This is a genomic window from Candidatus Campbellbacteria bacterium (assembly GCA_034521025.1).
Lineage (GTDB): Bacteria > Patescibacteriota > Minisyncoccia > Phycocordibacterales > JAXHMZ01 > JAXHMZ01.
In genome coordinates this window covers 72222-93019 of the sequence record JAXHMZ010000001.1, presented here as the reverse complement: position 1 = coordinate 93019, position 20798 = coordinate 72222, and the positions used below count along the sequence as shown (strand labels likewise).

The following is a 20798-nucleotide window of genomic DNA, read 5'->3' as shown; positions in this document are numbered from 1 at the left end:
CCTTTAACCCTTAAACGGTTCATTTTAGTATTGCTAGCATAGAAGAAATGGCGATGGACTGCTTAGCAATAAACATCGGCTCATCCTCCAAGAAGTATTTGCTTGAAAATAGGGAAGGAGAATTTATTTCGATGACCATTGAAAAGCGTGAAAGCGGATATTTTTTGTCTATGGATCATGGGGAAAGGAGTACGGTAGAGAGAAAGTGCGTTTTGTCTTTGCTTTTGATCATTTTCTTGAAATACTCAACGAACGTAAATTCAAAGGAGAAGATATAAATAGCTTACGAGCCGGAATTCGGATAGTCATGCCCGGGCAATATTTCGCCTCGCACAGACCGATCGATGATGAATACGTAGAACTTCTTGCGGAGAAATGGGAGACCAGCACCCGGTTCACCTAACTTTCCATGGTTGCCGAAACTGAACAGTATAGAACAAGGACATCTCCTCCGGATATAGAGCTTTTCGCGGTCTCGGATAGCGATTTTCATCGAACTATGCCCTACTCACAGGCAAAGACGATACGCTCTACCGCGGGATATCAACAGACAAATATGGCGTTGCGAAGATCGGGCTATCACGGGCTGGCCCTCTCTTCGATCGTGCGTACTCCTGCGTGAGTGCAGAAGATCTCGCAGACCGTACGATCGTGTGCCACCTTGGTAGTGGGGCGAGCATAACCGCGCTTAAGAACGGAGAGAGCGTTGAGACCTCAATGGGTTATTCTCCCGTGGAAGGAACTCCGATGAGTTCGCGCAGCGGAGACGTAGGCGTAGGTGCAGTTCTAGAAATTTTAAAAGAAATGCCACGCGAGGAATTGATCGAGCAAATTTATAAAAACAGCGGTCTTCTCGCGCTGTCCGGCTATTCATCCGATATGGAAGTGCTTGTGAATGACTACGAAAAAAATAGAGACGCGGCTTTTGCGGTAGATACTTTTGTTTATCAAGTAGCTTGCCAAATTGGATCTCAAGCGACAGCTCTTGGAGGAATCGATCTTTTGGTTTTTTCCGGGGGAATTGGGGAAAACTCAAAAGAGATCAGAAGCTGGATAGTGAAAAGACTCGCTTTTCTTGGAATTCAAATAGATGAAGATTTGAACTTGAGTGTCGCGAACTTAAGTCGCATTTCCGGTGAAGAGAGTAGCGCGAAGGTTCTTGTTGTTTCTCCCGAAGAGGAAAAAGAGATAATTTCTATTCTAAAAGCCTCAGTTTAATTTATCTTGAACATTTGGGTCAGTATAGATCTACTGTTATTATGATGGAGGTCCATAGTAATTACTCACTAAACTTATAACTATGAAAGAAGTAACTATATATACAACTCCAACCTGTCAATATTGCCAGGCAGCTAAGAGATTTTTTGCGGAAAATGACGTTCAGTACACGGAACACGACGTGGCTTCCGATGCTGAGAAAAGGCAAGAGATGGTTGAAAAGAGCGGACAGATGGGAGTACCGCTGATAGTTGTGGGAAATGAGATGATGGTAGGATTTGATGAAGGAAAACTTAGAGAGATTTTAGAGCTTTAGTTAAAGCAAAAAACCCTCGAGCTGCATTTATTGTCTTTCGTATCTACCGATCAGACGTGTCTCTCTCAATATGTGTCCCTCCATGGCGCTTTCTACTTCTGACTTACTTACACCTTTGCCAAGATCAAGCTCCGTATCCAGTGCATAAAGTTTGAATATATAGCTATGCTCTGCGTCAGGCGGGCAAGGTCCGCTGTAGTCGGTATTGTTTGCCGTACCGGTGCCATGTATACCTTCCGGTTCTACTCCCTCCGGAATACTCTCGGTAGTTGGTGGTATATTGAAAACTATCCAATGGTCCCATACTTTTCCAGCTGGCTTTATCGCATCAGGATCGTCCATAATGAGAACCAGAGATTCGGCACTCTCGGGAACGCCTTCAATGGAGAGTTGAGGGTTAATATTTTCTCCGTCGCACGTATACTTTGAAGGAATCACTCCGTTGTTTTCAAAAGAGTTGCTGGTAAGAGTAAGGTCTGACATATTTGTGTTGTTTTGACCATTAATAACGTTTAATTCGTTAGTGGGCGCCTCGGCTTTTTGCCCCATAATAACAAGCCCCACGATCACCAATAAAATAGCAATGGCAAGGTATATATATTTCATATTATGTATTATATTATTTAAACAGAAATGAGTCCAAGTCGCTTTTATAAGAGTAGAGCCAAACAGTAAATTTATGCCAGAGCTACCTGAAGTAGAAACCGTAAGGCGCCAATTAAAGCCATATATTCTAGAAAAAGAAATTGAAAAAGTTGAAGTATTTACGCAAAAGATAATAAATTACGATAAAAATTTTGCTCACTTGCTTCAGGGCCTTCAATTTATCAAGATAGACCGCGTCGGCAAATTACTCATTTTTCTTACCTCTGAGGCAGACACTGTTCTTCTTGTGCATCTTAAAATGACCGGCAAGCTTATCTATTTCGAAAATGAAAATGTTGAATATAAAGACAAGCACACCCATGTCGTATTTCATTTCTCGGACGGAAGTGTGTTGACTTATAGTGACATAAGAAAGTTTGGATATGTAAAGAGAGTGGATCCAGAAGAGTTAAAGAGCACAAAAGAAAAATACGGGATAGAGCCGTCTACTGATAGATTTACGGAGGATAATTTTGCGAAGATATTTAAAAAGAGAAAGACGCCGTTAAAAGCATTACTTATAGATCAAAAAGCTATTGCCGGATTGGGTAATATCTATGTTGACGAAGTTTGCTTTCGTGCCGGTGTTCGTCCTTCTCGCCGGACTAATAAAGTAACAAAAGAAGAAAGGCGTAAACTCTTCAAGGCTTGCCAAGAAGTACTCGACGAAGCTATTAAATACGGTGGTACTACTTTTATGAATTTTTCTGACGCGCAAAATAAGAGCGGCAATTACAGCGAGCATCTCTATGTTTTCGGCCGCGAGGGCGACCGTTGCTATCGATGTGGAAGCACGATCAAAAAGGTTCGTGTGAGCGGGAGAGGCACTTATTATTGTCCTGCCTGCCAGAAATAGACGTTAGGTGTTATTATAGCGATAATGAGAAGAACTAAGCGTATAGAAGTAGCCTTAGAGTTTTTAGTGTTCGGTATCGTAATTGGTATAGTTGAGGACCTTATCGCAGTCAAATTAACTACAGGCGAGTCTATTACATGGAATATGGTCGGTATTATTGTCCTAATCGCGATTCCATTCGCAATTTTAGGTGAGATAATTGCCGATAATATTGATATGGAGAAGTACATAAAAAGATTTATGAATAAGAACAAAAAAGGATGAATAAAAAACAACAATTTGGTATATATTCAGCTGGTATTGGAGCAGGTGTGTTGGCCGTGGCGATGATCGTTGGAACCCTGGATACCGTTCAGGTTGTCGCTTCTACGATATTAGTACTGACAGGATCGCTCTTATATTTCTTTGGTCGGTAGGAATGTATTAATTTGATTTTAGAGAGACCTAATATAAATACAATAGTAAACACATGAAATACGATATAAAAGTTGAGCAGATCAGTGACTTTCCAGAAGCAGAGTTTGTGGTGGAGGTTGTGGGTGAGGAAACTACAACCCACCGAGTGACCCTGGATGAAGAATACTATAACCGCCTCACGCGAGGTAAAATATCTCCACGTGAGCTAGTCAAGGAATCGTTTAGCTTTCTCCTTGAGCGAGAATCCAATGCTATGATCCTGCATTCGTTTGATCTTCGAAAAATTACCACTTATTTTCCTGAGTTTGAGGAAGAAATAAAAAGCAGGATCAATACGTAGGATATTAAGTTACTAAGCTCAGTATTAGTATGAACAGTACTACGATCCATAGGTATTTAGTAGCCGTTATCGTGTGAGAAGCGTATCTGCGAAAACGGTTACTGAACATATTAATTATCGTTTGGGATGGTACGTTCCAACTGATAAGCGCGCCACCGGCTAGCCCGAGAATTATCACTATTTGGTTGGCGGCAAACATGTCTAGTACCTCAAGGAAGGGTCGTCCCAGTATAGAGAATTCTGCCGGAGTGAAACTCAGAGTAGCCAAGAGACCTAAAGGAAGGATGGGCAAGAAAGCCGCAACAGTTGCCCAGCCCTGGGTTAGTCTAAGCTCTTCTCGCATGGTGTTCTTTATGACTTCCATTCCCGCGACACAAGAACTTATCGCGGCTAAAAAGAAGAGCCAGAAGAAGGGTATGGCCAGTAGAGCCCCGAAAGACATATTTGAGAATGCTAAGGGCAAGGTGGTGAAGGCCAAATCGGAGCCATGTGATGGGTCTAGCCCAAACGTAAATACCAAGGGGAATATCATAAGACCCGCGAGTAAAGCAATAGAGGTTTCAAAAATAGCGATTATACTTACGGCTCTAGGCAAATTAAGAGATTCGGGCGCAAAGCTACCGTAAGTTATCAGGTAACCCTGTCCTATCGCCAGCGAATAAAAGGCCTGACCAAAGGCAAGCGCCCATAGTTTAGGTGAAAGAAATCCGGAAAAATCAGGAGAAAATAAGAATCCCAAGGCCTCTCGTGTGCCGGGAAGAGTAAGGCTATAGGTTGTGAGCAGTAAAATGATGGTCAAAAACAACGGCATCATAAATTTGTTTAACAACTCGATCATTTTTACGCCACGAGCTACAACAAAAGCTGTTATAGATACTGAAATGCCAAAGAATAAAATCGTCCGATAATCGCCGGTAAAATCAGCAAATGATCTTACGCCTCCGTTTAAGCTATCTATTGCGTAACCCAGTGTCCACCCGGTTATAACCAAGTAATAGCTCATTATGAGCATAGTCAGAAGTACAACCGCCCAACCCAGTATGCCACCACTGCGTTTGTTGAGATTTCTAAAGGTTTTTACCGGACCGCCTTGTGTTGTTCGGCCGGCTCCAATTTCTACGATCATCAAAGGTATCCCTAAAACGAGAACCGCAAAAATGTAAGCCATAATAAAGGCTGCTCCGCCATTTTCTCCCGCTAAATACGGAAAGCGCCATACGTTTCCCAGACCGACAGCTGCGGCTGCGGTAGCAAGAACAAAGGCGCGACCCGAAGACCATTGCGCTCGTATTATTCTTGGAGTGGTAATATTGACTGACATTTAAGAGATTATACAGTATCTTTTTCTTTTGTTCATCAATACATCTGGATAAATAACCTGTCCAGCCTGTTTTTATAGTAACTTGAAAAAGTTCGTTATATTAGTGCTAATATAGAAGATAATGAAACGCATTGCCATTGGAACTCTATTAGTTTTTGGATTGTTGCTACTGAGCGGATTTTTGAACTTAAGACAGGAAGAAACGCCGAATATAGCGGTAGATAATTCCGAAGTAGGGGGAGAGACGGCTGTCGTCACAAGTATTATTGACGGCGATACCATTAGAGTAACTGCTTCAGGAGGAGACAAAGAAACGGTGAGGCTTATCGGAGTAGATACGCCGGAGATCTATTGGGAAGAGATGATATCTGATTGTTACGGATTTGAGGCGAGAGAGTTTTTAGTGGAGGTTCTTAAGGACAAGACAGTAAGATTGGTTGGAGATGAATCCCAGCCTACCTATGACAAGTATGATCGGCTCCTGTCATATGTATATCTTTTGGATGGCAAAGATCATGAGATGATAAACCTGGTCTTGTTGCGTGGCGGGTATGCTCGGGAGCTCACCGTTGGTAATTCGTATGAGCACCGTCAAGACTTTTTGAAATCGGAAGCGTTTGCGAGAGAAAACGACATAGGACAGTGGTCAGAATGCGAGTCATAAATGCTTCAATCTATAGATTGAAGCATTTAAATGAGTAAGATTAAATATGGGCCTGCGTCTCTATATTGGGAATATCTACATAAACAACATGAAAACAAAAATATTGCTTATAGCGTCTCTGGTCATATTAATTGGGGTCATTGTACTTTTCTCTACAAGGCAAGAAGAGCAAAAATATAAACCAGAGGACAATAATAACGATATAGAAGAGATCACGTTTGAGGAGACAGGTAATTTAGTGCGAAATAACCCCGGAATGAAAGAAGGAGTTTGGTATATGGTATATGAATCACCGGGTTCGCCTGCTAGTACTCAAGAATTACTCTTTACCGACAGGAGTGAGTGCGTTACTCCGGAGGGAAGCGAAGTCTGTGACGCCGAGAGTTTTAGTAATGGGTATAGGGTTAAGATAGAGGGAATAGAAAAAGCCGGCGTAGTAGAGGTTTCTAGACTTTACCCAAAATAATAACCAGGTGTGAGCTACGCTTACTTTGTTGCTTTTGTGAGGCAAGCTTCGAGCTTAAAGGAGCTTGTTTTGTTTATGCGTGCGAGTATTCGGGGTATAATATCCCAATGATCGTTGTAGGGAGAAGTTTAAGCACTAGAGGTGGCTTTACTCTGATTGAGCTTTTGATCGTAATAGCGATAATTGGAATCTTGAGTTCAATTGTATTGAGCTCTCTTGAAAGGGCTCGTGAGAAAGCTTATTTTTCGAGAGCGCAAGGTGAATTTCATCAGATAGAAACAGCTCTTGCAAACTACTATTTAGAAAATGGAAAATATCCCGATGACGTGGATCGTGATCTACCGTCTGGCATTGAAGAAGAGCTTAGTTCGGGAAATTGGCCTGAAGCTCCTTGGCCTGGTTCGGTATATGATTGGGACAATTGGGATAGTATTGGGGTTGCCCAGATAAGTATAAGGTTTTGTGATATAGGGGAGACTGATTTAGATAACTGTAATTTTCCAAATGATGACTGGGCAGAGGATTTTGGCGTAAACAGCGCGGTTTATTTTTGTCTTGAAGGAGATTGCCGCTCACATGTAAACGAACCGGAAGATTATCCCGGGTATTGTATTAACTGCTCTGATTAATAGCAATGAAGTCTGATTCTTTAGTGTTAGAAAACGGTAAAAAATTGACCTACTTTTGGCGTGTCAGTAATAGAGCTCGTCGCATTCGAATTGAAGTACAAAAAAACGGGAGGGTAACAATAATACTTCCAAACAAATTACCTCACTTTTTTGCAAAGAGATTTGCTAAGAGGAAGGAGGGCTGGATCCTGAAAAAACTCTTCCTGGTTAAAGACCTTGAGGATAAAACTGTACCTAAATACAGTAAAGCCGATTACCTGAAGAAAAAGGAGGAAGCCGGACTACTGATAAGTGAAAGAGTAGAATTCTTTAACTCTCACTATAATTTTTCGTATAATCAAGTACGGATCAAAAACCAGAAAACCAGATGGGGAAGCTGCTCTTCTAAAAAGAACCTAAATTTTAGCTATAAAGTGATCTACTTGCCGCCAAGACTTCGTGATTATATCGTTGTGCATGAGTTATGCCATCTTCGTGAGCTTAATCATTCTTCTGAATTCTGGGCCTTAGTGGGTGAGATTTTTCCGGATCACAAAATACTACGAAGAAAATTAAAAGAATATTCTCTGTTACTAACAGGTTAAAAATTGACTCTACCTACACTCCGTGCATAATAATTTTTAGGAGGTAGTTGATGTCTTCAGCCGCTGAAGTGTCCGCGAAGAAAATGGCATTCGCTCTTGTGGAACAAGAGTTCAAGGAGGTGAATAATAGAGCGCTAGAAGAAATAGCTTCTGAAGGCAGTTTGCTTCTGAGGCACATTCGTGAGGCAATCGAAAGTTATCGGGTGTGTACTGTCGAAACGCCCCCGTTGTTCTTTGAAGAGTGGCGCCAAAAAATAGTTAACAGGGCGTTTGACTTGGCTGACGAGCAAGCAAAGGTTCTTGTGCGCAGAGCTTTTTCTGAAGAGCCTTGTGCTGCTTTCCAGTTTCGCCTTTTTCATTTTGGCAAAAGGGTGATAAAAGCAGCAAAAGCCGAGGAGCTCATGATCGCTTCCGGGTACAGACCCGCCACAATTCTTGAGGCATTTGCTTCGTTTTATGCCTATGAAGAATTGTTCAAAATGGAAAGGATCATTGCCGGTGGTTCCAGTGGAGATACACGTTCAAGATATACCCACGAAAAAGATGAAAGGATCGCGGTTATAGATATCTCTACGGAGCCGATCGGGATCACAACCAGATCGTACGAAAACAAGCTCGGAACCGACTTTCATTTCCTTGGAGTTAGGAAAGTGCATACGCCTGTAAACTAAGCGCCTCAAAGCTTCCCTTGAGGAAGCTTTTATATTTTTCAATAAAAGGTATAGTGAAATACAAAGAGATTGTAATGGTCGTATGATTTGTTTATGAGCAATAGATTATTAATAACAACCTTGGTTTTCGTGATCACGTTCACGCTCGTGTTTATTTTTAAAGACGATATTAAGCGTTACGCCTTTTCTCCTCGCGAGTCAGATATTCCTGAGGCAAAAACCGACAACTTAGAGACTGGCGACAAAGACGATGAAGAAGAACGTGATCCGATCGAAATTATATCTACTAATCTGGAAGTGCCGTGGGAAGTAGCTTTTCTTCCAGATGGGGACATATTAATTACAGAAAGAACCGGCTTCTTAAAAAGAATACCAGAGGAGGGCGATAGGATAGAAGTTGAGGGGGTTGTAAGCGCCGGAGAAGGAGGACTCTTGGGCTTAACTTTGCATCCGGACTTTGAGTCCAATAATTATATATATCTCTACCATACTACCGAAACAAGTCAGGGTTTGCGCAATCGTGTTGTACGATATGAGTACAACGAATCTGAATTGAGCAATCCTGAAGTTATTATCGAAGGTATTCCGGGAGCCAATTATCACGATGGCGGTCGAATAGATTTTGGTCCTGATGAAAAGCTGTATATAACCACAGGGGACGCCGGAGTCTCTAGCTTAGCCCAAGACACATCGTCTCTAGCTGGTAAGATACTGCGTCTCAATGATGACGGTTCGATCCCTGAAGATAATCCGTTCAACAATGCGGTGTGGTCATACGGGCATCGTAATCCTCAGGGTATTGCTTGGGACGAGAGTGGCAATATGTGGTCAACCGAGCACGGTCCTTCAGGCTCGCAAACCGGATACGATGAGGTTAATCTGATAGAACCCGGTGTCAATTATGGCTGGCCGATTGTACGAGGGTCAGAAGCGGAAGAAGGCATGCGATCTCCTGTATTGCATTCAGGCGCGGATGAAACTTGGGCTCCTGCCGGACTAGTCACTCTGGATGAAGACACTCTTCTCTTTACCGGTTTGCGCGGTAGTTCAGTTTATAAATTAGAGCTAGACGAGAATAACGAAGCGGAAGAATTAACAAGATTCTTTTCGGAAGATTATGGTAGGCTGAGAGCTATATCTACCGGTATCGACGGAGGTATATATGTAACAACTTCAAACACGGATGGACGTGGAAGTACTTTAAAAGGAGATGACAAGCTAATACGATTTAGCTCGGATGTTTTCGCTGAATAAAAAGTATCATCCACACTTCTATTATATTCTGTCTTTGTTACAATAGAGCGAACAGGGATTATTATTTAGTATAAATTTATGGAAGAAGAACAAACACAACAAGAAGAGCACAGGAATCCCCCGCGTGAAAAGAAGGGACGCAAGTCCGAAGGGGGAGGAGTAGGAAAAATAATTGGCCTTTTGGTAGTTTTGGCTATAATTGCCGGAGTCGGTATGTATTTGATGCAAAGTGGAAGTTCGGCAGCCGTTGCGACGGTAGACGGAGAAACTATCACAAGGGCACAGTATGAAAGTAGGGTTGATCAGGTTAGGTCTAATTATGAATCTCAGAGCGGAGGTCCAATTGAAGATAAGGCAATCGAGGACCAGATAAAGCGTACCGCGATCGATGGTCTGATCAATGAAACATTGCTTGTAAACGCGGCCGAAAAAGCCGGAGTAAATGTCAGTGATGAAGAAGTAGAGCAGTCTCTTGAAGAATACAAGGCACAATATGAGAGCGATGACGCTTTTCAAAATGACTTGAAGAGCCTCGGTATCTCAGAAAATGATCTAAGAGAGAACATAAGAAATAGCATTATGGTTACTTCTTATGTAGAGTCACAAGCCGAAGAAGGAGAAATTGCGGTGACTGACGCAGAGATCGAAGAATTCTATAATCTTCAAGTGAGCAATATTCCGGAAGGGACTGAAGATGGGCAAGTTCCAACTCTTGAGGAGTTCCGGGAACAAGGCCGACAAATACTGGAAAATCAAAAACTAAACTCAGCGGCCTCCAGAATAGTTGAAGGGCTTCGTAGTGAAGCTAATATAGAGATCTTGATCGATATACCCGAGGCACCTCAACAACCTGGTCCTGGATCAATTGAGCCTCCTACGGAAGCGCCTCCTGTTGAAGAAGGCCCTGAAGAAGACCCAGAAGGTGGTGAAAATGAAGAAGAGTCAGACACGCCCGTAGAGGATCCTAATTCCGAAGGAGAGCCAACAGTGGAAGGTGACGACGAAAACACTGAAGAAAACCCAGAGGAAACGCAGGAAACCGAAGAATCTGAAAATACTGAAGAGACTGAAGAAACAGAGGAATAACCAACGCATTCCTGGATTCACTTAAAACAAACGCGTCTATTATTTAGGCGCGTTTGTTTGTTGTTTTTATCGTTCAATAACGCTACCATAGAAGTAATGCCGAAGCTCTTGTGTCGTTTATGTGGCTCTCCCCAAGTCAAGAGATTGTATAATATATCTGACTATCTCTTATTCAGATGTCAGAATTGTGACTTCTTAGAGAAAGACGAAAGAACTATATTAACTCCTTCTGAGGAAAGGGGGCGTTATATGCAGCACAAAAATTCAATTGAAGATAAGGGTTATGTGGATTTTCTTTCGCGTTTGCTAGATCCACTGACAAATTTTTTGCGACCGCATTCCGATATTCTGGATTACGGTTCAGGGCCGGAACCTGTACTGAAGGAGATCATGCAATTAAAGGGATACGATGTATATATCTATGATCCATTTTTTGCTCCGGAAATGCCCGAGGGGCAATTCGATGCGGTAACCACTACGGAAGTGTTAGAGCACTTCTTCTCACCTAAGAAAGAAATAGACGCAATAATTTCTCACATAAAACCAAGAGGTTTTTGGGGAATTGAGACACTAAGATACAGCGATGAAATTGATATGCCCAACTGGCACTATCTGCGTGATCCGACACACGTGGGCTTTTTCTCAGATAAAACTTTTTCTTGGCTTGAAAGAAATATACGAATTCAGAAGAGCGTTTGATGACGGAAGATTGGGTATTGATCTTTCAAAAGAAGAACTAGTGCCTCCTCTTTGTATTTTGTCAAGCTATGTATTTAAAAAAACATCGTCGAAATGAAGCGGATACTTCTGTACAATTTCACACTCATGCGCATCAGACAATAGGTGGTTCTCGATGCCTATAAGAACTCCAGTGGTCTACCGGGGCTTTCAAAATATAGACCGTACAACACCAAAAAGCAGAAAAAACTATTTCTAAGAGGGAAATATTGAAAATCCTTACTTTCTTTATCCCTCATTGAGCCGTTTTTCCCCCAAGAATAAACGGGAAGAACTGCTGTCTCTTAGATGAAATAAATAGAGAAGAAGAGAATATATATATTCGTAAGGCATACACGGAAAAAATAGAGTATAAAATAAAAGAATCGGATCTTTTGTTGGCTGTACGGCGCGGAGATAACATCAACTACGAAAAAATAATGCGACATTACTTTGGAGATCCAAAGCCAGAGTTGGCTCTATCGGTATCGCAGAGCTTACGTAAACGCTCTTAGACCAAATTATAAACAATAACTCAGGAGACATCGCGGCAGCAAAAGAGCTTAAAAAAGATATCTTTTAGTAGTTTGAGAAAGGAATCGATGGATTGCCATCACATTCTTTTGAGTTAGTAGAGGTAGATGATAACAACGATAGATTTTTGTCCGCGCGAGAAATAAGAAATATTTTCGAAAAAAAGCGCAAAGAGATAGGCCTCGAGGGTTGGAGGGTGGTGATAGATTATATAAATTCCACCAGCTCTATTACTGTTACGGCATAAAAATAGAAAAGAATCGTTATACCCCGAGGAAGGCGCTTAACGTACCAAGCAAGTTTTGGCGACCGGCCGTAGCACTGAAATAAAAGTTCACATATTACGTAGAGAAAACGGGAGAAAATTCTAAAATGGCCCTTCTGGGCTGCCGGCTTGGCCGGTTCTATACTTGCAGAAGAGGGACTGGCTAGATGTTACGAGGAGCAAGCTTATGAACCGGCAATCAATCAGTTCCATCAAAAGCTATTTATTGGTTTCTCTGGCGTCGGAGTAGAACGGTAAAGCCGAGGACGTTTCAGAGAAATTTTCCATATATCCACTCTGATCTTTCGTGCGATGAAAGATAAATATTTTACAACCAGTATACGTAATCAGATCATTACGCGTGGGGTAAGAACAGTGTGCTTGTTTCCGAGGCAGTACTGGTAGTGAGGCCGGTATTTGCTCGCGGCGTCAGCTGGTTTATCGAGAGGGCTATTTGCGCATTAAAGAAATCATAAACAGCAGGGCTTTTTCTGAACGAGAGTTATTACTTGGAAAATACGATCCCGCAAGCCAAAATCATACTTTGATTTTACGAGGCTTGGGTATTTTGTAACTTACTCCGTTTTTATAGAAACCATTTGCTCCATACGTCTGATATCCGCAAAAAGATTAGAGCGATCGCTGTTGAATAAAGTAACGTTAAAGACACTTTTACCGCCATTTTTGGCATAGCGAGCTCGATCACCTACTTCTAATTTCATATCAATAGAATGAAAAGATTCAAGTTTTTGTACGTTTTTTCTACCCTTAATCGCGGTTATAATTCCTTCTTTATGAGCAAAAAACTTGAATACGGAAGTGTAGCCCTTACGTCGCTTTTTAATTATCGGTTTTTTGGGTATTCGTACTAGAAAGTCGTTTGATATATGATCTATATCAAAAGATAGGTTATACATATTGTGGCGGAATCCGCCAATGCGCGGTCCTGCTTCAACGATGTTCCATCCCTTTCCTTCTGTACGAATGAATTCTATATGAGCAGTGGTACTACGCAATCCCAATGCTTTTATTGTCTCTTTAGCTGCGTTATGTGCCTTATTAATACTGTCTTCGTTTAGTTGGGTCGGAGTGAGGGTACGGTAAGCGAAGAAGTCATCAAATCCTATCGTTTTGCCTGTTTTAATATGGACCATCGGGCAAAAATAAGTATTACCCACGTTGTCTATATAAGCATCTAAAGAATACATTTCTCCTTCAAGAAGTTGCTCCACTATAATTTGCGCCGGAGCTTCTTTGTACTCCTTATTTATCTTGTTGACGCGTTTAAAGGTGCGCCTTAGAACCTTGTTAAGCTCTTCTGTATGGTAAACAACGTTTACTAAAAGACTCGAAGCGAGGCCGGAAGGTTTTACGACCAAAGGAAAACCGATGCGTTTTTGGATCTTTTGAATTGTCTCTTCTTCAGTGTTTTTGACCAACATATACTTGGGAGTAAGTTCAGGGTTGTATGCGGTAATACGCCGTCTCATCTCCAGTTTGTCAGTTGACCAAAAAAGAGATTCGCTGGTCGGAGTGTTTATATATGGGAGGTGAGGAACCACCTTTGCCAAATCAGGTATACGAGACTCGGGGTGGCAAGTTATAGCCAGTATTTGATCTTCCAAATGGTTTTAGAGTTTGAGCAATCGATTTGCGTGATTTGAAATTACAGCGAAGGAAAAAATCAAACATTCCCAACGCCTTTTTGCGTTTTTCTGTTAGTGGTTTGTTTGTGCCAGTTAGCACAGCGAATCGGTAGCGATTTTTTTTGTCAGATTTGATCTCTCTGACTCGCTTTCTTACTGCCTGTGAGGCACCGATAAAAACTATAATATTTTTTTGTGTTTCGTCATTTTCCATATAAAAAATAAACCTCAACTTTCAAAAACTTTGAGCAAACTAAATGGTACGTATTAAATATACAGGTGTCAATTTATAAAATAATTATTCACTTGACAGGAAAAAATCAATTTAATAGTTAAATTTTCATTAACACAACTTTTTGTTTTATTGCTAGAATGATAATGTGTCTTAAATAAGGACTACTTAGAAAACAAACAAGAATAATATTATGGTAAATATAGTTTTTGATATAGGAGGTAGCAAAATGAGAGTTGCAAGAGTTGTCGGTGAAGAGATTTTTGATGAGCCGCTCTCGATAGCTACTCCTCAAAATCCGGAAGAAGGAGTGGCGCTTCTTGCCAAACTATCTCTTGAAGTAGCCGGTGGCGAATCTATAGATAAAGTGGCTGGGGGAGTCGCTGCTGTTTTTGATGAAGAGAAATCAAAAATAGTTAATTCTTCAAATTTAAAAGAGTGGGTTGGTTTAGATATAAAAAAAGAATTTTCTAAACATTCTAGTGCGCAGCTAATCGTTGATAATGATTCTTCGGTTGTGGGTCTTGGAGAGTCTATCTTTGGTGCGGGTAAGGACTACAAAATAGTAGTATATATGACGGTTAGCACCGGTGTCGGCGGATCCAGATTTATTGACGGAAGGCCTGATGAGGGGAAATTTGGTTTTGAGCCAGGACATCAAATATTGAATATTGAAACTAGAGAAACGCTTGAAGATTTGGTTTCAGGTGCCGCATTTAAGAGACGATTTGACGTTGAGCCATATGAAATAACAGACAAGGAAGTTTGGAATAAGGCTGCGCGAGATTTGGCAATGGGTTTACATAATTCTATTTTGCATTGGTCGCCGGAGGTGGTAATGCTCGGAGGTCCGATGATTGTGGGAGATCCGGCTATCCCCATAGAGGCTGTAAGGAAAGAGCTGCGTGATACTATGAAAATATTTACTGATATTCCGGAATTAAAAAAGGCTCAACTTCAGGACTATGGCGGTCTTTATGGAGGTCTTGTGCTGATAAGCAATCAGAATTAATACCGATATCCAGAAAATAAAATAATTAGCTTTTTAATGACAATTCTCTTGTTATTTGTATATTTTTTCGTATACTGGTGGCAAGTAAGTTTCTTGAGTGTCCGGTTTTTAACCCCTCTAGAAGTGAGTCGACTTACGAAAAAATATAATTAGTTAGAGGTCATGAACAAAAAGCTATATGTTGGCGGTATTCCTTGGTCTTCAACAAACGAAGAGCTCCAAGAGGCCTTTGAGAAGGCAGGGACCGTTGAATCAGCTACTATCCTTACGGATAAAGTAACTGGTCGATCACGCGGATTTGGTTTTGTTGAAATGTCTACTGAAGAAGAAGCGCAGGCCGCACTAGATATGTGGAATGGACAAGAGTTTGGTGGACGAGTACTTAAGGTTGATTTTGCAAAACCTATCGAGAACAGGGAGTAATTGCTGAACTCAACTAAAATCGAAGCCAAATAAAATCCGAGGTTAGATCTCGGATTTTATTTACGCCATTGGAGTTTTTTGTTGATATCAACGAATGTTTTCATGGTATTCTATGTGTGTATGGCACAGTTACTTTCAGTTAAGAACTTTATTACAAGAGTAGCCAAGGTGTTTATCCAATTTAGGATTGCCGAAAAATCCGCTGCACTTGCGTATTTTGCTCTTTTTGCTTTGGCGCCGATATTAATTTTAATTACTTCATTAGCGAGTATATTTGTATTTGGTTCATTTGCTCAGTCTGGTATTGAGGAATTCTTCCTTAGATATTTTGGAAGCGGAGCCAGTGTCTTTTTTGAGCGCGTTATTGAAAGCGCTAACAATTTGACAGTAGATATTGTCGTTGCCGCGGTCGGTTTTCTTTTGGTTGTGTTTGCAGCTACAGGATTTTTCCGAGCCTTGCAAAGATCACTTTTTGAGGTTTTCTCAGTTTCAATTGAGAGTAATTCGCCAACCAAAAATATTTTATACAACAATCTCTATTCTTCAGCTTATATGCTTGTTTTTCTATTTTTCATAATCGCGCTTTTTGTGGCGCGACTTCTTCTAACTACCGGAATTGAATTAGCTGAAGATTTCTTTAATTACAGTATGTCCGGTGCAACAATCAGGGCTCTTAGCGCTGTATTAATACTTGTTCTGCTTAGTTTGTTTTGGGGGGTTCATATAGATTTTCTCGAGACGCAGCGCGTCGTGGCTTGATTCATTTATCGGGGGATTTGCGGCCTCTTGTACTTATTTTATTACTCAATAATTTACTTGGCTTATATTTCGCTTTCTTCTCAAACTTTACTTCTATATGGCGCCGCAAGTTTCTTAGTAGCTATATTACTGTGGCTTTATCTTTTCTCAATGATTGTTTTTATAGGGGCTCTGATATCTCGGTATGTATCAAGGTTATAATAAATAGCGATGCAATTAGTTGAAACCGAAGAAAGATCTTTTTGTTGCTTTGGCTCGTTCGTACGACTCACCGGTGTTGGTTCTTAAAACAAGTAACGTTTGCATGCAGAGCCGAAGAGTCTACGAAGAATTCAAAAATTTGGAGAAAAGAGACAAAGAAATAGAACTCCAAATGTATGTATTGGTTGTCCAAGACGCGAGGGATATCTCTAACTATATAGCTGAAACATTTGGAATAGTACACGAATCACCACAAGTAATAGTCATACGAAACGAAGATGTTATTTATTATGAAGATCACGCGAAGATAGATATTGAAAAAATTACCCTCCTTTTGAAAGAAAAAGCTCCTGAAAACGACAACTCTAGTGAGATATAAAAACTAATAGTAAATGTTATAATGGGACTATGAAGATAAAAAGTACATTGCCACAATTTGAAAATAAAAATGCTCTGCTAGTTGTTACTGAGAAAGAAACTGCAAAATTTTATATCGCGAGCGAAGGAGAAATAAAAGAAGTCGAAGTCATCGAAATAGACCCTGAGGAATTCGACAGGGATTCCAGAGAAAGAATTCAACATCGTTCTGTGGGAGGAGCGGTAGTTAGGGGAAGATCATCGGAGGAAGAGGAGGAGAAAGGTGTAAGTCATTTTCTGGGTAAGCTTGAAGATAAGCTAAAAAATGTAACTAAAGAGTTTGATATAAACGAGGTGTATGTATTCTCGCCTTCCTATGTCAACAATGAAGTGGTTAGCAGAATACCTAAAAAACAAAGAGAGTTAATAGAGGAAAATTTTCGTGGCAATTATAGCCATAAACACGCGCTCAAGCTTATCGAAATGATAAAAGAAACCAGAAAAGGAAAGTTCGTCAAGCCAAAAAGTGAGGAAGCGCAAAGGATTTACAATAAATTCCCTGAAGAATGAAAATAAAACAGCCTGTCGTTGCGTCAACCGCCCTTTTTATTGTTATTTTATTGTCCGGCTTGATGGTTTCTCTCTATATTCAACCAGATAGTGAGGCCGCAGGACTTATAGAAGAGAGAAAAGAAGGCGACGTGGTAGATATTGAAAACAGCGAAGACGAAGATTTTTATTTCTATGATAGAGCTTTTGATATAGGCATTAACTCAAAAGAAAGTTTTGAAGATCTTGTAATTGGGTTTGAAGACATAGGAACTCAAAACTGTGAAGGAGGTCGCTCTTGTCAAAGCGCGGAAATTTCTCTGAGACACACCGACGGAAGTTTAAAAATAGCTACTATGACGGAGGGCGATGTGATAAATGCATTTGGATATAGGCTTAAACTTTCTCAAATAGCCCCGGAAGAAAATTCCGGCGATATAGAGCGCAGGGTGGTGGTAGTGATTGAGAGCGGTAAGAATGAAGGCGATTAAATCGTCAATAAGTGTGTATGAAAATAAAAACAATAGCAATTGTTACTTCTTTGGTTGCTTTGGTTGTATTAGTCATTGTTGGTATATATGTAATTACAAGCGAAAAGAGTGACAAAGGAGCAAAAAAAGATATAACCTCATTTGAAGAATGTGCAGAAGCCGGATATCCTATTATGGAGTCATATCCGGAGCAATGTGCGGCTAACGGTAAGACGTTTACGCGCGATATTGGAAATGAGATGGAGAAGTATGACCTAGTTAGAATTTCTTCGCCAAGGCCCGGAGAGGAGGTTGGCAATAATTTTTCCCTTGAAGGTCAAGCGCGTGGATATTGGTTTTTTGAAGCCACTTTTCCTGTTTCTTTAGAAAGTGACGATGGAGAGGTTATTGCTGAAACTTGATGCTACCGCTAGTGGAGACTGGATGACCGAAGATTTTGTGTCATTTACGGCTGAAATAGATGTTGAAGATAATTACTCTGGGGAGGCTAGGTTGATTTTACATCGAGCTAATGCTTCCGGGTTGCCGAAAAAGATGATCGGATGTATATTCCCATTGAGATAGATTCCTCCTTGAAACAACTAAATCTAATGATGAAATATCAAGCGAGGAGGCGAATCAAAATTACCCAGCGCAAAAAGAAGGATGTTATGTGGGCGGATGTTCCGGACAAGTCTGTTCAGATGTTCCGAACATGGTAACCACCTGTGAGTGGCGCCCGGAATACGCCTGCTATGATTCAGCTGTTTGTGAGCGGCAAAGTGATGGAGAATGTGGTTGGAGCGAAACAGAAGAGTTTAATCAGTGCATGACAGAAATAGATGAAAATAATTAGACAAAATAAAAAAGCAATCCAATTAAATGGATCGCTTACTTTATGTGATTGAACTTGCTGTCCAGGATTATGACAGGTATGGATAGGATTGAAAATCCGTATATGCCTGCCAAAGTCCAGAATAGCCATGGAATAGTTACGTAAATGAAGTAAGGAACACCAATGGTTATCACAAAGGTAAATGCGAATACGACCAGCAATCCGAAGATGTTGCTCAAGAGTTCTTTTTCGTTGCCCATAAGTACCTCCTTTGTGAAATATACAATAAATTAATTTTTTGTAAATACTTACGTTAATCAAGGGTATAGTGATATACTGTTTGGGCTTATAAGTAATCGCATAAAACTATTATGAAAAATATAACTATATATTCTACTCCAACCTGTCATTTTTGTAATTTAGCTAAAAATTATTTTCAAGACAAAGGAATTGAATACACAGATTACGATGTCTCAGAAAATATAGAAAAACAAAAAGAGATGATAGAAAAGACGGGACAAATGGGAGTTCCGGTAATAATGATAGGGGATGAAGTCATGGTTGGCTTCAACCAGGCAAAGCTTGAAGAGCTTTTGTCCTAATCTTGAAGTAATATATAAATTATTTCACAAACACCGCTTTTCGCGGTGTTTGTGGTATAGTGGTAACGTCTTGCCCTCGTAGTTCAATGGATAGAACAAGACACTCCTAACGTCTAAATGCAGGTTCGATTCCTGCCGGGGGCACAAGCTGAGCGAAGCGAAAAGCTGTGACCGCGAGTGAGCAAATTTCTTTGCTAGCGGGCGGGAATCGAAAAGGTTGAATATATCGCGCGAAGCGAAGCGAGCACGATATGAAACCTGTACCGTTCCTGTAAGGAGAGTTTCCTGCCGGGCACAAGCTGAGCGAAGCAAAGAAAAAGCCCCATGCAGAAAATATATCTATCTGCCGGAGCTTATGAATCGATGTCGAGTTAGGCCAAGTGGTTGAATCGGATGAGTATCAAAACGATACTCACGAGTACAACAAGCATCGCTAAAAAGTCCTTCAGGTACTCTCTATCCAACTGCTCCTTCGACAGTCTTGGCATAGGTGGCGTAAATACGAAAATTCTGTGGACAGCCACGTAGCCAAAGCTGAGAATGAGCAATCCGGCCCAGATACGTACCAATGCGTCGCGATGAAATCCATAATACCATCCCTTCCTTTCAACATCTTTTGTAAGTGTACGTATTTAGAACCAAAGCGATTCTAAACTATTGCGAGTATAACATTGATAGTTATATATGTCAAGTGTGTATGCTGAGAGTTTGAGTCACTAATGGTAAGAAGTAAAGTTAGTGTAAACAAGCAAGAAGTTTGAAAGAAAACTCTTCACTTTTGGCTTTTTTTAAGCTATACTTTTGAACGTGGAGCCTGATGAACTAGAAGAATTATTGGTAAAAACTGCGCGTCGACCGAGGAAAACCATCGGATGCTAAAAAAGATGCAGCGCGCGCAACGCATGGCAACGCTCATGAGAGTGGTGCGCTGGTTGGTGGTTATAGGATTATTTATACTTCTCTATTATTTGTCTCAGCCGTATATTGCAGAATGCAAGCCTTCTTTGAAAGTGCTCAAGAAACGTTTGAGAATAATGAAGAAGTAAATTCAGGCGCAAGCGGAGCCGTTGGTGATTTCCTCGATAATTTTGACGGTTCAGAAGAAGGCACGGAGAATGATGATGGTGTAAATTCTGACGGTGGTAACGAAGAAAACCTGCAAAATTAAAATACGCCCAGGTAGCTCAGTTGGCTAGAGCATTTGTCTGAAGAGCGAAGGGTCGGCGGTTCGAGTCCGACCTGGCACACGAACGCAGTAAGTGGGGACAGGGAAGCAGGCAAACTATTTTGCCTGCTTGAGGACGAGAAAAGGTTGAGTATATCGAGCGGAGTGAAACGAGCACGATTTGAGACCTGTACCGAATCTGTAAAATTCGAGTCCTAGACGGGGCACACAAAAATTTATACAAACAGTTTTGGAATTTTTATTAAGCAAAAACATTTAAAGGCAGCCCACGTGGCTGTCTTAATGTGTATAAAGGTGTATTTGTTGTCTCTCAAGTCGCTCTTGTGTTTGTCCAGGAGTTCGATAGAAGCCGAGGTGATTGATAGCGATGTGGTTTACGACGACGGTAATTTTCTGTAATTGCGAAGGGGACAGAAGTCCCTATAGTTAACTTTTGACCTCTTTCTTTTTAATGGAAAATTCTTTTAAAGTACATAAAACCTCCTTTTACAGTATAACGTAAAAGGAGGAATGTATTTGTGGGTATTTTCGTTTCTTCCGTTT

30 protein-coding genes and 1 tRNA gene are annotated in these 20798 nt (G+C 40.9%); 27 read left to right on the top strand and 4 right to left on the bottom strand.

Annotated features, from left to right (window positions below; translation table 11 throughout):
- The first annotated feature begins 53 nt into the window (after window positions 1-53).
- The 3 genes from U5L75_00555 (at window position 54) to U5L75_00545 (ending at window position 1534) form a co-directional block, all read left to right on the top strand.
- The gene (locus U5L75_00555) at window positions 54-278 is read left to right on the top strand and encodes a hypothetical protein (GenBank protein MDZ7726058.1); all 225 of its coding nucleotides are present in this window, start codon (window positions 54-56) and stop codon (window positions 276-278) included.
- A 340-nt stretch (window positions 279-618) separates the two neighbouring features.
- Window positions 619-1218: a hypothetical protein gene (locus U5L75_00550; GenBank protein MDZ7726057.1), complete on the top strand. Its 600-nt coding sequence runs from the start codon at window positions 619-621 to the stop codon at window positions 1216-1218.
- Window positions 1219-1300: 82 nt separating this feature from the next.
- Window positions 1301-1534: a glutaredoxin family protein gene (locus tag U5L75_00545; protein ID MDZ7726056.1), complete on the top strand. Its 234-nt coding sequence runs from the start codon at window positions 1301-1303 to the stop codon at window positions 1532-1534.
- A 27-nt stretch (window positions 1535-1561) separates the two neighbouring features.
- Here U5L75_00545 and U5L75_00540 read toward each other — a convergent pair whose 3' ends face one another.
- The gene (locus U5L75_00540; GenBank protein MDZ7726055.1) at window positions 1562-2140 is read right to left on the bottom strand and encodes a YbhB/YbcL family Raf kinase inhibitor-like protein; all 579 of its coding nucleotides are present in this window, start codon (window positions 2138-2140) and stop codon (window positions 1562-1564) included.
- A 73-nt stretch (window positions 2141-2213) separates the two neighbouring features.
- Here U5L75_00540 and mutM point away from each other — a divergent pair, with 73 nt between their 5' ends.
- The 4 genes from mutM to U5L75_00520 are packed head-to-tail and all read left to right on the top strand — an operon-like array spanning window position 2214 to window position 3792.
- Window positions 2214-3035 (top strand): bifunctional DNA-formamidopyrimidine glycosylase/DNA-(apurinic or apyrimidinic site) lyase, encoded by an 822-nt coding sequence (gene mutM / locus U5L75_00535; GenBank protein MDZ7726054.1) that lies wholly within the window; start codon window positions 2214-2216, stop codon window positions 3033-3035.
- Between the two features lie 24 nt (window positions 3036-3059).
- Window positions 3060-3299 carry a hypothetical protein gene (locus tag U5L75_00530; protein ID MDZ7726053.1) on the top strand — a complete coding sequence of 80 codons (240 nt, stop codon included), beginning with the start codon at window positions 3060-3062 and terminating at the stop codon, window positions 3297-3299.
- The gene (locus U5L75_00525) at window positions 3296-3451 is read left to right on the top strand and encodes a hypothetical protein (protein ID MDZ7726052.1); all 156 of its coding nucleotides are present in this window, start codon (window positions 3296-3298) and stop codon (window positions 3449-3451) included. Before U5L75_00530 ends, U5L75_00525 begins: the two co-directional genes overlap by 4 nt.
- A 53-nt stretch (window positions 3452-3504) precedes the next feature.
- The gene (locus U5L75_00520; GenBank protein ID MDZ7726051.1) at window positions 3505-3792 is read left to right on the top strand and encodes a hypothetical protein; all 288 of its coding nucleotides are present in this window, start codon (window positions 3505-3507) and stop codon (window positions 3790-3792) included.
- 4 nt (window positions 3793-3796) lie between these two features.
- Here U5L75_00520 and U5L75_00515 read toward each other — a convergent pair whose 3' ends face one another.
- The gene (locus U5L75_00515) at window positions 3797-5113 is read right to left on the bottom strand and encodes a sodium-dependent transporter (protein MDZ7726050.1); all 1317 of its coding nucleotides are present in this window, start codon (window positions 5111-5113) and stop codon (window positions 3797-3799) included.
- A gap of 121 nt (window positions 5114-5234) precedes the next feature.
- Here U5L75_00515 and U5L75_00510 point away from each other — a divergent pair, with 121 nt between their 5' ends.
- The 9 genes from U5L75_00510 to U5L75_00470 all read left to right on the top strand — a co-directional run bounded on the left by U5L75_00510 (window position 5235) and on the right by U5L75_00470 (window position 11965).
- Complete coding sequence (locus U5L75_00510) at window positions 5235-5777, top strand: thermonuclease family protein (protein MDZ7726049.1); 543 nt, start codon at window positions 5235-5237, stop codon at window positions 5775-5777.
- A gap of 88 nt (window positions 5778-5865) precedes the next feature.
- Window positions 5866-6243: a hypothetical protein gene (locus U5L75_00505; protein ID MDZ7726048.1), complete on the top strand. Its 378-nt coding sequence runs from the start codon at window positions 5866-5868 to the stop codon at window positions 6241-6243.
- A gap of 107 nt (window positions 6244-6350) precedes the next feature.
- Window positions 6351-6872 (top strand): type II secretion system protein, encoded by a 522-nt coding sequence (locus U5L75_00500; GenBank protein ID MDZ7726047.1) that lies wholly within the window; start codon window positions 6351-6353, stop codon window positions 6870-6872.
- 5 nt (window positions 6873-6877) lie between these two features.
- A complete protein-coding gene (locus tag U5L75_00495; GenBank protein ID MDZ7726046.1) occupies window positions 6878-7456 on the top strand; it encodes a M48 family metallopeptidase in 579 nt (192 codons plus the stop codon).
- Window positions 7457-7506: 50 nt separating this feature from the next.
- Window positions 7507-8127: a hypothetical protein gene (locus tag U5L75_00490; protein ID MDZ7726045.1), complete on the top strand. Its 621-nt coding sequence runs from the start codon at window positions 7507-7509 to the stop codon at window positions 8125-8127.
- 93 nt (window positions 8128-8220) lie between these two features.
- Window positions 8221-9381 (top strand): PQQ-dependent sugar dehydrogenase, encoded by a 1161-nt coding sequence (locus U5L75_00485; GenBank protein ID MDZ7726044.1) that lies wholly within the window; start codon window positions 8221-8223, stop codon window positions 9379-9381.
- Between the two features lie 78 nt (window positions 9382-9459).
- Window positions 9460-10467 (top strand): SurA N-terminal domain-containing protein, encoded by a 1008-nt coding sequence (locus U5L75_00480; protein ID MDZ7726043.1) that lies wholly within the window; start codon window positions 9460-9462, stop codon window positions 10465-10467.
- Between the two features lie 249 nt (window positions 10468-10716).
- Window positions 10717-11166, top strand: a complete 450-nt coding sequence (locus U5L75_00475; GenBank protein MDZ7726042.1) for a class I SAM-dependent methyltransferase — start codon at window positions 10717-10719, stop codon at window positions 11164-11166.
- Window positions 11167-11791: 625 nt separating this feature from the next.
- On the top strand, window positions 11792-11965 hold the full coding sequence (locus U5L75_00470; protein ID MDZ7726041.1) for a hypothetical protein: 174 nt from the start codon (window positions 11792-11794) through the stop codon (window positions 11963-11965).
- Window positions 11966-12558: 593 nt separating this feature from the next.
- On the opposite strand, the gene U5L75_00465 is transcribed toward U5L75_00470, so the two are convergent.
- The gene (locus U5L75_00465; GenBank protein ID MDZ7726040.1) at window positions 12559-13608 is read right to left on the bottom strand and encodes an ATP-grasp domain-containing protein; all 1050 of its coding nucleotides are present in this window, start codon (window positions 13606-13608) and stop codon (window positions 12559-12561) included.
- Window positions 13609-14054: 446 nt separating this feature from the next.
- On the opposite strand from U5L75_00465, the gene U5L75_00460 reads away from it, so the two are divergent.
- From U5L75_00460 to U5L75_00425, 8 genes are all read left to right on the top strand, one after another.
- Window positions 14055-14873: an ROK family protein gene (locus U5L75_00460; GenBank protein ID MDZ7726039.1), complete on the top strand. Its 819-nt coding sequence runs from the start codon at window positions 14055-14057 to the stop codon at window positions 14871-14873.
- Between the two features lie 162 nt (window positions 14874-15035).
- Window positions 15036-15296: an RNA-binding protein gene (locus tag U5L75_00455; GenBank protein MDZ7726038.1), complete on the top strand. Its 261-nt coding sequence runs from the start codon at window positions 15036-15038 to the stop codon at window positions 15294-15296.
- Window positions 15297-15416: 120 nt separating this feature from the next.
- Window positions 15417-16055: a YhjD/YihY/BrkB family envelope integrity protein gene (locus U5L75_00450; GenBank protein MDZ7726037.1), complete on the top strand. Its 639-nt coding sequence runs from the start codon at window positions 15417-15419 to the stop codon at window positions 16053-16055.
- Between the two features lie 220 nt (window positions 16056-16275).
- Window positions 16276-16635: a bacillithiol system redox-active protein YtxJ gene (gene ytxJ / locus U5L75_00445; protein ID MDZ7726036.1), complete on the top strand. Its 360-nt coding sequence runs from the start codon at window positions 16276-16278 to the stop codon at window positions 16633-16635.
- A gap of 29 nt (window positions 16636-16664) precedes the next feature.
- The gene (locus U5L75_00440; protein MDZ7726035.1) at window positions 16665-17183 is read left to right on the top strand and encodes a hypothetical protein; all 519 of its coding nucleotides are present in this window, start codon (window positions 16665-16667) and stop codon (window positions 17181-17183) included.
- Window positions 17180-17653: a hypothetical protein gene (locus U5L75_00435; GenBank protein ID MDZ7726034.1), complete on the top strand. Its 474-nt coding sequence runs from the start codon at window positions 17180-17182 to the stop codon at window positions 17651-17653. The genes U5L75_00440 and U5L75_00435 overlap by 4 nt, the downstream gene beginning before the upstream one ends.
- Before the next feature lie 17 nt (window positions 17654-17670).
- Window positions 17671-18054 (top strand): Gmad2 immunoglobulin-like domain-containing protein, encoded by a 384-nt coding sequence (locus tag U5L75_00430; GenBank protein ID MDZ7726033.1) that lies wholly within the window; start codon window positions 17671-17673, stop codon window positions 18052-18054.
- Entirely contained in the window at window positions 18029-18217 is a 189-nt protein-coding gene (locus U5L75_00425) for a hypothetical protein (protein MDZ7726032.1), read from the top strand. Before U5L75_00430 ends, U5L75_00425 begins: the two co-directional genes overlap by 26 nt.
- A 306-nt stretch (window positions 18218-18523) precedes the next feature.
- Here the strand turns inward: U5L75_00425 and U5L75_00420 are convergent, their stop codons facing one another.
- Window positions 18524-18727, bottom strand: a complete 204-nt coding sequence (locus U5L75_00420) for a hypothetical protein (protein MDZ7726031.1) — start codon at window positions 18725-18727, stop codon at window positions 18524-18526.
- A 111-nt stretch (window positions 18728-18838) separates the two neighbouring features.
- On the opposite strand from U5L75_00420, the gene U5L75_00415 reads away from it, so the two are divergent.
- The 3 genes from U5L75_00415 (at window position 18839) to U5L75_00405 (ending at window position 20237) form a co-directional block, all read left to right on the top strand.
- Window positions 18839-19069 carry a glutaredoxin family protein gene (locus tag U5L75_00415; GenBank protein MDZ7726030.1) on the top strand — a complete coding sequence of 77 codons (231 nt, stop codon included), beginning with the start codon at window positions 18839-18841 and terminating at the stop codon, window positions 19067-19069.
- A gap of 72 nt (window positions 19070-19141) precedes the next feature.
- Window positions 19142-19213 (top strand) — tRNA-Arg (locus tag U5L75_00410).
- Window positions 19214-20060: 847 nt separating this feature from the next.
- Window positions 20061-20237 carry a hypothetical protein gene (locus tag U5L75_00405; GenBank protein MDZ7726029.1) on the top strand — a complete coding sequence of 59 codons (177 nt, stop codon included), beginning with the start codon at window positions 20061-20063 and terminating at the stop codon, window positions 20235-20237.
- Window positions 20238-20798 lie beyond the last annotated feature (561 nt).

Coding starts and splice junctions, on each gene's coding strand:
- U5L75_00555 (MDZ7726058.1), top strand. CDS start 54: ATGGACTGCTTAGCAATAAACATCGGCTCATCCTCCAAGAAGTATTTG.
- U5L75_00545 (MDZ7726056.1), top strand. CDS start 1,301: ATGAAAGAAGTAACTATATATACAACTCCAACCTGTCAATATTGCCAG.
- U5L75_00540 (MDZ7726055.1), bottom strand. CDS start 2,140: ATGAAATATATATACCTTGCCATTGCTATTTTATTGGTGATCGTGGGG.
- mutM (MDZ7726054.1), top strand. CDS start 2,214: ATGCCAGAGCTACCTGAAGTAGAAACCGTAAGGCGCCAATTAAAGCCA.
- U5L75_00530 (MDZ7726053.1), top strand. CDS start 3,060: ATGAGAAGAACTAAGCGTATAGAAGTAGCCTTAGAGTTTTTAGTGTTC.
- U5L75_00525 (MDZ7726052.1), top strand. CDS start 3,296: ATGAATAAAAAACAACAATTTGGTATATATTCAGCTGGTATTGGAGCA.
- U5L75_00520 (MDZ7726051.1), top strand. CDS start 3,505: ATGAAATACGATATAAAAGTTGAGCAGATCAGTGACTTTCCAGAAGCA.
- U5L75_00515 (MDZ7726050.1), bottom strand. CDS start 5,113: ATGTCAGTCAATATTACCACTCCAAGAATAATACGAGCGCAATGGTCT.
- U5L75_00510 (MDZ7726049.1), top strand. CDS start 5,235: ATGAAACGCATTGCCATTGGAACTCTATTAGTTTTTGGATTGTTGCTA.
- U5L75_00505 (MDZ7726048.1), top strand. CDS start 5,866: ATGAAAACAAAAATATTGCTTATAGCGTCTCTGGTCATATTAATTGGG.
- U5L75_00500 (MDZ7726047.1), top strand. CDS start 6,351: ATGATCGTTGTAGGGAGAAGTTTAAGCACTAGAGGTGGCTTTACTCTG.
- U5L75_00495 (MDZ7726046.1), top strand. CDS start 6,878: ATGAAGTCTGATTCTTTAGTGTTAGAAAACGGTAAAAAATTGACCTAC.
- U5L75_00490 (MDZ7726045.1), top strand. CDS start 7,507: ATGTCTTCAGCCGCTGAAGTGTCCGCGAAGAAAATGGCATTCGCTCTT.
- U5L75_00485 (MDZ7726044.1), top strand. CDS start 8,221: ATGAGCAATAGATTATTAATAACAACCTTGGTTTTCGTGATCACGTTC.
- U5L75_00480 (MDZ7726043.1), top strand. CDS start 9,460: ATGGAAGAAGAACAAACACAACAAGAAGAGCACAGGAATCCCCCGCGT.
- U5L75_00475 (MDZ7726042.1), top strand. CDS start 10,717: ATGCAGCACAAAAATTCAATTGAAGATAAGGGTTATGTGGATTTTCTT.
- U5L75_00460 (MDZ7726039.1), top strand. CDS start 14,055: ATGGTAAATATAGTTTTTGATATAGGAGGTAGCAAAATGAGAGTTGCA.
- U5L75_00455 (MDZ7726038.1), top strand. CDS start 15,036: ATGAACAAAAAGCTATATGTTGGCGGTATTCCTTGGTCTTCAACAAAC.
- U5L75_00450 (MDZ7726037.1), top strand. CDS start 15,417: ATGGCACAGTTACTTTCAGTTAAGAACTTTATTACAAGAGTAGCCAAG.
- U5L75_00440 (MDZ7726035.1), top strand. CDS start 16,665: ATGAAGATAAAAAGTACATTGCCACAATTTGAAAATAAAAATGCTCTG.
- U5L75_00435 (MDZ7726034.1), top strand. CDS start 17,180: ATGAAAATAAAACAGCCTGTCGTTGCGTCAACCGCCCTTTTTATTGTT.
- U5L75_00430 (MDZ7726033.1), top strand. CDS start 17,671: ATGAAAATAAAAACAATAGCAATTGTTACTTCTTTGGTTGCTTTGGTT.
- U5L75_00425 (MDZ7726032.1), top strand. CDS start 18,029: ATGGAGAGGTTATTGCTGAAACTTGATGCTACCGCTAGTGGAGACTGG.
- U5L75_00420 (MDZ7726031.1), bottom strand. CDS start 18,727: ATGGGCAACGAAAAAGAACTCTTGAGCAACATCTTCGGATTGCTGGTC.
- U5L75_00415 (MDZ7726030.1), top strand. CDS start 18,839: ATGAAAAATATAACTATATATTCTACTCCAACCTGTCATTTTTGTAAT.
- U5L75_00405 (MDZ7726029.1), top strand. CDS start 20,061: ATGCAAGCCTTCTTTGAAAGTGCTCAAGAAACGTTTGAGAATAATGAA.